Consider the following 6119-nt stretch of genomic DNA (forward strand, 5'->3'; position numbering starts at 1 on the left):
CATTTATTATAACCTCTATGCCTTGTGGTCGTTAGGAATATAAATGTATCCATCTAATTGCGATACAATTTTCAACTACAAACCCATAACTATGAAACGTATTTTTTTACTCGTAACATTTTTAACAGCATTGTCTTTAAGTGCTTCTGCACAGATAGAAGAGGAGATTATGCAACGCAGGCCACAGACAACAGCACCGGTTGCCTCTGACGCGGTTAGAGAAGGCAACTGGATCGTGGGTGCAAACATTGCTAACATCGGCATGAACTTCAAGTCAGATTTCTTCACCTTAAATGTAAACCCAAGGGCAGGTTATTTCATCAGCGACAATGCTGCCATTGGTTCTGAGGTGCAGCTGGCACTTGATATTTACGATGGCGGTGAAACCTTCCGTTATGGCATTACCCCCTTCGTGCGTTATTACTTTCCGGAGGGCGCCGCGCCTACACACCGTTGGTTCGGAGAAGCGATTGCCGGTGTAGCAGGCAGCTCTGAGGAAGACAATGAAGGCGATTCAGTCTTTTCCTCTGTATTAGGCCTCAGAGCTGGGTATGCACACTTTGTAGCGCAGAACATAGCGCTCGAAGCAATTTTAGGCTATACACGCACCAGCGCCGATATATCAGTAGGTAGTGGTCAATCTGGCCTTAATCTCTCTTTCGGCTTTCAGGTATACCTGCCCGGAAGAAACAGATAATTTTATAACTGATATAAAAAAGCAGCCACTGCGGGTTTTCCCTGCAATGGCTGCTTTTTATGTAATGCATTAACCGGAAATAGTTGAAAAGGCGTAAGTTGTTAGCCTTTCTTAAACAGTCTTTTGTCAAAATCAAATTGCTCCGAATTGACCACAGTCACCTTGTCGAAATCTTTGTGCCTGGGATTGATAAGGAAATTAAAATTACCCTGTACGGTTGCTGAGGGCACTCTGTACACCAGGTATTTTGCTTCCAGCACAAATTCGTCTCCTATTTCCTGGGTAATGTTGGGATGCGGGAACGACTTCCAGTTTTCGGGTAAGTCGGCTGTGGTAAGCTCTTTAACTGCCACCTCATCCGGAACCTGTATCCGGACCAGGTAATAGTCTAATGGCACGATGCCCAAGGGCATATGAACCGCAATCTCTACTGTGCAGAGCGCAATGGATTCGCAGGTATAAAGTATGGCAATGCCTTTGCTGTTCCAGCGGCCGCCAGCCATCTCTGCCCCACGCCCAGATAAATCGTTTCGGAATTTACCTCTGCTCAGGCGATAGACCATCATGCCAGTACGCCGTGCTCAATGCGCGTGAGTTCATCCTTCAACAGGCCGATCCCAAAAGTGTTATCCAGCAGCTCTTTCGGTATTATTCCACCTAAGGCCAGGTTCTTGGCCGACAGCCAGGCATCAAAATTTGCTTTGTCGCCGAACACTTCCACGCCTTTATTATAAACCAGCGTTATCTCCAGAATCTTCTCTGAATGCAGCGGGTCAAACTTGCGCTTCTCTTTTTTATATCGCTGAAACGTACGCTCAGACAAATGCAGGTAGCCGGACCACTCCGTGGTGCTAAACGGACTTTTATCTGCTATACTTTGGAACAGGGCATATTTAATTCCTTCGCGCACAGTGCTGATCAGCATGAAAACATCATTGTCGTCCACCTGTTTATAGCTGAGCATATTCCCGGATTTTAGTGATTGCCCCATACTTTAAAAATGTGTTTCCCAAATATACGAAACTTGTCTAAAATTAAACGTCACTTGTCGTTTGAATTTCAGACGAATTATCTCCCTGATTATTACCTTCCCCAAACCTGACCTGCACTTTTTCGCTTTCCTGTGCGTTGTACCCCAAACCTACAAAACAGAAAATGAGAAATTGGATAGTGGCCGTTGGATTAGCATTGAGCGTGAGCGCCTGCAATTCAAGCAGTGCCATCACTGAAGAGAATCATTCCACTCTGAACCCGGAACTGACTATGGCAGACGTGGTGCCCGTGAAGCAGCCGAAGACAAAGGAGCAGCAAGCGCGTCAGCAGAAATTCATAAAGGAAGGAACGAAGCGTTTCAGAAGCCGCAAATTGGCCAGCGCCTACTATGTGCAGCAGGCTCAACGCAACTTTAACGCGCAGCACCTGGACTCGGCTTCTTTCCTGTTCGGGAGGGCCTGGTTGATGGACAGCACTAACAACGATATATTCTGGGGCTATGGTTTGGTGTATGGCCAACAAAAGGAGTATAACAAGGCGCTTTTTATACTTTACCGCGCCCTGGAGGAGGATAAACTGAATCCGCGCCTTTTAACGGATGTAGCCACCAGTCATCTGAACCGCTTTTATGAGCACAGTGACCCCGAGGACCTGTTGCAAAGCAGGAAACTGCTGGAGGAAGCCGTGAAACAATCCCCGGAAAAAGCAGACGCCTATTATAAACTTGCCATCACCAGCTATTACCTGAGCGAGTATGGCAAGGCCTGGGACTACCTGCATAAAAGCATCGAACAGAAGAAAGACATCGCCGACAACAGTTTTATAGCCGCCTTGCTCGATAAGAAGAAAGACCCGCAGGGTGTATTTGCGGCTCCCCTGACGCAATAGCTTGTTTATAAATTGTCATTCGCCTATTTTTATACTTTGGCATTTAAAATCCATTTACCTTAACCACATGAAAAACCTGATGTTAGCTGTCGTGGCTGTCTTTTTCGCTTCCAGCTTTGGATTTGCGCAGCAGCAAGCGCCGGAGCCCAGCGCCCTGGTATTGCCTATGTTTGGCAACAAACCTAAAACGGAGGAGATGCAGCGGAAAGATGAGAAATTCCTGAGCAGCTGCGACAAGAACTTCACGAACCGACAGGAGGCCAGTCAGTTTTTTATGGAAAGAGGCTGGGAGTATTTTAACGAAGGACAGTTAGACACTGCCATGTATCGCTTTAACCTAGCCTGGCTCCTGAACCCGAACAACAAGGACACCTATTGGGCTTTTGGTCTGATCAGCTCGGCACAGGAAAAAAATCAGGAAGCCATTAACCTGTATGAAAAGGCTTTGGCCATTGATCCCAAGAACTCTTTATTGCTCGCGGATGTGGGTTCTTCCTACATGGCCCTCTACGACACCAAGCCTAAAAAGAAAAATCTAAAAAAGGCAGCCGCCTATTTAACGGACGCCATGGCCCAGGACCCACAAAACGCCTATGCTTTGTACAAATACTCGCTCGTGAAATTTTACGACAAGAAGTACCCTGAAGCCTGGGAGTACCTGCATAAAAGCAGGGCCCTGGATATGCGGCTCATTGACTACGCCTACATCATGAAACTGGTGGATAAGATGCCAGACCCGCAAGGCTTTTTCAAGTCCTCGGACTCGGCGGAACAGGTATCGCAATAACCTCAGGGCCCCTGCTAAGCAAGCAGGGGCCTTTTTTATAGCTACTATTAAATTCAGCAAGAATCAGGTTGGAAGTGAGCGCTATTTTCCGGTTTTTTGGACATGGATCATTATGAAACGATAGCCAGCGCCATGGCCTACATCCGGGCAAACGCGCACCGGCAGCCCGATCTGCATGAAATAGCGGCACATGCCTGCCTGAGTCCTTTCCATTTTCAGAGGGTATTCACGGAATGGGCTGGTGTAAGCCCAAAGCAGTTCCTGCAGTACCTGACGCTGCAGCATGCAAAAGCTACCTTGGCTAAAACGGCTAACCTGGCTGAGGCAGCCGCAATGTGCGGTATATCTGGCAGTAGTCGCCTGCATGACCTTTTCCTTGGTATAGAGGGCATCACCCCCGGCGCCCTGAAACAGCAGGGGGAAAACCTGGTGCTGCATTACAGTACGAATACCTGTCCCTTTGGAGATTACATCATCGCCTCCACCCCACGGGGCGTTTGTTACCTGCATTTTTACCAGCACCGGAACCAGGCCATTCAAGAACTGCGGCTGGCCTGGCCCCAGGCTTCCCTCCACTTGCAGGCAGACGTGTTGCACGAGCAGGTCCATGCGTTTTTAAACTTAAAGTATCCGCAGGAAAGGCGAAAGATAAACCTGCATCTGCAGGGCACCCCGTTCCAGCTAAAAGTGTGGGAGGCCTTGCTCCGAATACCCGAAGGGCACCTTACCTCCTATGCAGCCCTTGCACAGGCAATAGGCAAACCGACCGCCAGCAGAGCAGTGGGAACTGCGATTGGGAGTAACCCGATTGCCTTTCTGATTCCTTGCCACCGAGTGATAAAAAGCATTGGCGGAATTGGGGAATACCGCTGGGGAAGTGCCCGCAAAATGGCAATGATCGGGTGGGAAGCCGCTCGCGCAGGTGCTGACAGCACGCCTTTACCAGAGCAGATATCACTTTTTTAAAAACACGAAAAAAGAGTCCCCCGGTTAGCCCATCCCATGCATATTTTGCTATATTTGTTCTTTACCCAATAGCGCGTTGCTAGCTAAAAGTTTGATACCCTTATGAAGAAAAATCTATTAAAAGCCTCTGTCTATGTGTTGGCAGGCAGCATGGCCCTGTCATCCTGCGTTGTTTCTAAAAAGAAGTACGACGACCTGCTTGCCCGAAAAAATGCCCTGGAAATGGACAAAGCCAGCCTGGAGCAGCAGAAAATGACACTGGAAGAGCAGAAAGCCATGCTGGAGACGGAGAAGTCGAACCTGGAGGAGGAACGCGCGCAGCTGGAGCAGCAAAAGCTGGAGTACGAGAAAAGCCTGGCCCAGGCCCTGAAAGAAGGAAAGACACTGGGCGAGAACCTGAACATGAGCAAAGGCCAGATAGAGCGCCTCAACGCTGACCTGAAAGTGCGTGAGCAGCGGCTGGCTGAGTTGCAGCGTATTCTGGATGAGAAAGAGAAGGCCGTTGCTAACCTGCGAACCAGAGTAAGCAATGCCCTGCTCGGATTTAACGACAAAGACCTGACCATTAACGTGCGCAACGGTAAAGTATACGTTAGCCTGGCTGAGCAACTCCTGTTTAACTCGGGCTCTACCAAAGTGGATCCGAAAGGCGAAGAAGCACTCCGAAAGCTGGCCACTGTGCTAAAAGAACAGCAGGATGTAAACGTGGTAGTAGAAGGCCACACCGATGATGTTCCGATTGCAAAAGGCACGGTAGGCATGTCGGATAACTGGGACCTAAGTGTGCTGCGCGCCACGGAAATCACACGCATCCTTACCAATGCCGGCGTAGACTCCAGGCGCGTAACCCCCTCCGGCCGTTCTAAATACGTACCCCTCGACGAAGCAAAGACCAAAGAGGCCCGGCAGAAAAACCGTCGCACTGAAATTATCCTGACCCCTAAATTAGATGAGTTGTTCCAGATACTGGAAACAGCCTGATCAACCGGGATTTTTACACAGGTCAGATGTGCCCTTGATGGCCATGATCGGTTGCCCCGAAACTTACATAAAGCAGCACGCCAGCTAAAATTTAGCTGGCGTGCTGCTTTATGTAAAGGCAATCTATCACTCCACCTATACTATAACACCAAAGGCTCCTGTACTGCAACCAGGGGTTTGGGGAGCACCTTTCTGAAGATCGGGTAGATGATCAGGTAAAGTATGGCACCGGCAGGCAAGGCGATCAGCGCCCAGGCCGATACCGCTGCCAAGTTAGCTTTCCAGAGCGAACCCAGTGCTACCAGCCAATCAGCTTTAAACATGGCGGTGATCTCGGCCAGGGAAAGATGCAGTTCCTGCAACCCAAAAAGGTAAATACCGACGCGCACAAAAGGGATGAGCAGGAGTAATTGAAGCGGCTGCACCAGGTAGCTGATCAGCACCGTGGCGGCCACGTTGAGCTTTAACCGGAGCGCAATCGCCGTTCCGAGCACGGTAGTGACGCCAAGTGCCGGCACCACGCCTATCACCGTACCCAGTGCAACCGTAACAGCAAGCTTATGCGGCGTAATGCCCTGCCGAAACAGGCTTAGCACGGGCTTCACGATCCTGAGGCTAATAAAGCCTTTAAAACTGCTGTTAACGGACATGGATTAAAATATAAAAGGGAAGAGTGGTTTGGTTACTATAGGGGGTAAAACAAAACTGCAATAAAGAATAAAAGGCAAAAAGGCAAAAAAAAGGCGTTTTTTGCAGATATAGGCGGTTTTTGGTGGAAAAGTGAGCTACTGGCCATGTAAAACGAAA

8 protein-coding genes are annotated in these 6119 nt (G+C 49.0%); 5 read left to right on the forward strand and 3 right to left on the reverse strand.

The window, feature by feature from the left end:
* Positions 1 to 91: 91 nt before the first annotated feature.
* Entirely contained in the window at positions 92 to 697 is a 606-nt protein-coding gene (locus AC4BAN_RS15390; protein ID WP_490565302.1) for a hypothetical protein, read from the forward strand.
* A 101-nt stretch (positions 698 to 798) separates the two neighbouring features.
* On the opposite strand, the gene AC4BAN_RS15395 is transcribed toward AC4BAN_RS15390, so the two are convergent.
* Together AC4BAN_RS15395 and AC4BAN_RS15400 are read right to left on the reverse strand one after the other, a co-directional pair.
* Positions 799 to 1263, reverse strand: a complete 465-nt coding sequence (locus AC4BAN_RS15395) for an RES family NAD+ phosphorylase (RefSeq protein WP_490565303.1) — start codon at positions 1261 to 1263, stop codon at positions 799 to 801.
* The gene (locus tag AC4BAN_RS15400) at positions 1260 to 1661 is read right to left on the reverse strand and encodes an Xre family toxin-antitoxin system antitoxin (RefSeq protein ID WP_490565304.1); all 402 of its coding nucleotides are present in this window, start codon (positions 1659 to 1661) and stop codon (positions 1260 to 1262) included. Before AC4BAN_RS15400 ends, AC4BAN_RS15395 begins: the two co-directional genes overlap by 4 nt.
* Before the next feature lie 191 nt (positions 1662 to 1852).
* Here AC4BAN_RS15400 and AC4BAN_RS15405 point away from each other — a divergent pair, with 191 nt between their 5' ends.
* From AC4BAN_RS15405 to AC4BAN_RS15420, 4 genes are all read left to right on the forward strand, one after another.
* Complete coding sequence (locus AC4BAN_RS15405; RefSeq protein WP_490565305.1) at positions 1853 to 2578, forward strand: tetratricopeptide repeat protein; 726 nt, start codon at positions 1853 to 1855, stop codon at positions 2576 to 2578.
* Between the two features lie 67 nt (positions 2579 to 2645).
* Complete coding sequence (locus tag AC4BAN_RS15410) at positions 2646 to 3365, forward strand: tetratricopeptide repeat protein (protein ID WP_490565306.1); 720 nt, start codon at positions 2646 to 2648, stop codon at positions 3363 to 3365.
* Between the two features lie 102 nt (positions 3366 to 3467).
* Entirely contained in the window at positions 3468 to 4331 is an 864-nt protein-coding gene (locus tag AC4BAN_RS15415; protein ID WP_490565307.1) for a methylated-DNA--[protein]-cysteine S-methyltransferase, read from the forward strand.
* Positions 4332 to 4433: 102 nt separating this feature from the next.
* Positions 4434 to 5312 (forward strand): OmpA family protein, encoded by an 879-nt coding sequence (locus AC4BAN_RS15420; RefSeq protein WP_490565308.1) that lies wholly within the window; start codon positions 4434 to 4436, stop codon positions 5310 to 5312.
* Between the two features lie 140 nt (positions 5313 to 5452).
* Here the strand turns inward: AC4BAN_RS15420 and AC4BAN_RS15425 are convergent, their stop codons facing one another.
* A complete protein-coding gene (locus AC4BAN_RS15425) occupies positions 5453 to 5962 on the reverse strand; it encodes a DUF2062 domain-containing protein (protein WP_490565309.1) in 510 nt (169 codons plus the stop codon).
* Positions 5963 to 6119: the final 157 nt, after the last annotated feature.

The organism is Pontibacter sp. GD13, assembly GCF_058216355.1.

Bases quoted from the DNA above. Each gene is read 5' to 3' on its own strand.
- AC4BAN_RS15390 (WP_490565302.1), top strand. From the start codon at position 92: ATGAAACGTATTTTTTTACTCGTAACATTTTTAACAGCATTGTCTTTA.
- AC4BAN_RS15395 (WP_490565303.1), bottom strand. From the start codon at position 1,263: ATGATGGTCTATCGCCTGAGCAGAGGTAAATTCCGAAACGATTTATCT.
- AC4BAN_RS15400 (WP_490565304.1), bottom strand. From the start codon at position 1,661: ATGCTCAGCTATAAACAGGTGGACGACAATGATGTTTTCATGCTGATC.
- AC4BAN_RS15405 (WP_490565305.1), top strand. From the start codon at position 1,853: ATGAGAAATTGGATAGTGGCCGTTGGATTAGCATTGAGCGTGAGCGCC.
- AC4BAN_RS15410 (WP_490565306.1), top strand. From the start codon at position 2,646: ATGAAAAACCTGATGTTAGCTGTCGTGGCTGTCTTTTTCGCTTCCAGC.
- AC4BAN_RS15415 (WP_490565307.1), top strand. From the start codon at position 3,468: ATGGATCATTATGAAACGATAGCCAGCGCCATGGCCTACATCCGGGCA.
- AC4BAN_RS15420 (WP_490565308.1), top strand. From the start codon at position 4,434: ATGAAGAAAAATCTATTAAAAGCCTCTGTCTATGTGTTGGCAGGCAGC.
- AC4BAN_RS15425 (WP_490565309.1), bottom strand. From the start codon at position 5,962: ATGTCCGTTAACAGCAGTTTTAAAGGCTTTATTAGCCTCAGGATCGTG.